The organism is Cellulomonas sp. GbtcB1 (genome assembly GCF_019091725.1).
GTDB lineage: Bacteria > Actinomycetota > Actinomycetes > Actinomycetales > Cellulomonadaceae > Cellulomonas.
This window is the reverse complement of record NZ_JAGXJG010000474.1, coordinates 1-241: the sequence shown is the minus strand read 5'-3', so window position 1 is coordinate 241 and position 241 is coordinate 1. Positions and strand designations below refer to the sequence as shown.

Genomic DNA, 241 nt, shown 5'->3' with positions numbered 1-241 from the left:
AATACTTGAAGGTTCTACTAATTGACAGGGCCCCCGGTGCCGACCCGCGCGTCGAGCGCGATCGCCGGACCCGGCCGCCCCAGCGCCCAGCCCTGCGCGGCGTCGCAGCCCAGCCCCCTGAGCAGCGCGAGCGTGCGCTCGTCCACGACGCCCTCCGCGACCACCTGCATGCCGAGCGCGTGACCGAGGTCGACCGTCGAGCGGAGGATCACGGCGCACACCCGGTCGTCGGCCGCGGGCG

General features: G+C 73.9%; 1 protein-coding gene. It reads right to left on the bottom strand.

The window, feature by feature from the left end:
* Positions 1-17: 17 nt before the first annotated feature.
* Positions 18-241: EAL domain-containing protein (locus KVT14_RS21065; RefSeq protein WP_217617363.1), on the bottom strand; the 224-nt coding region annotated here is incomplete at its 5' end.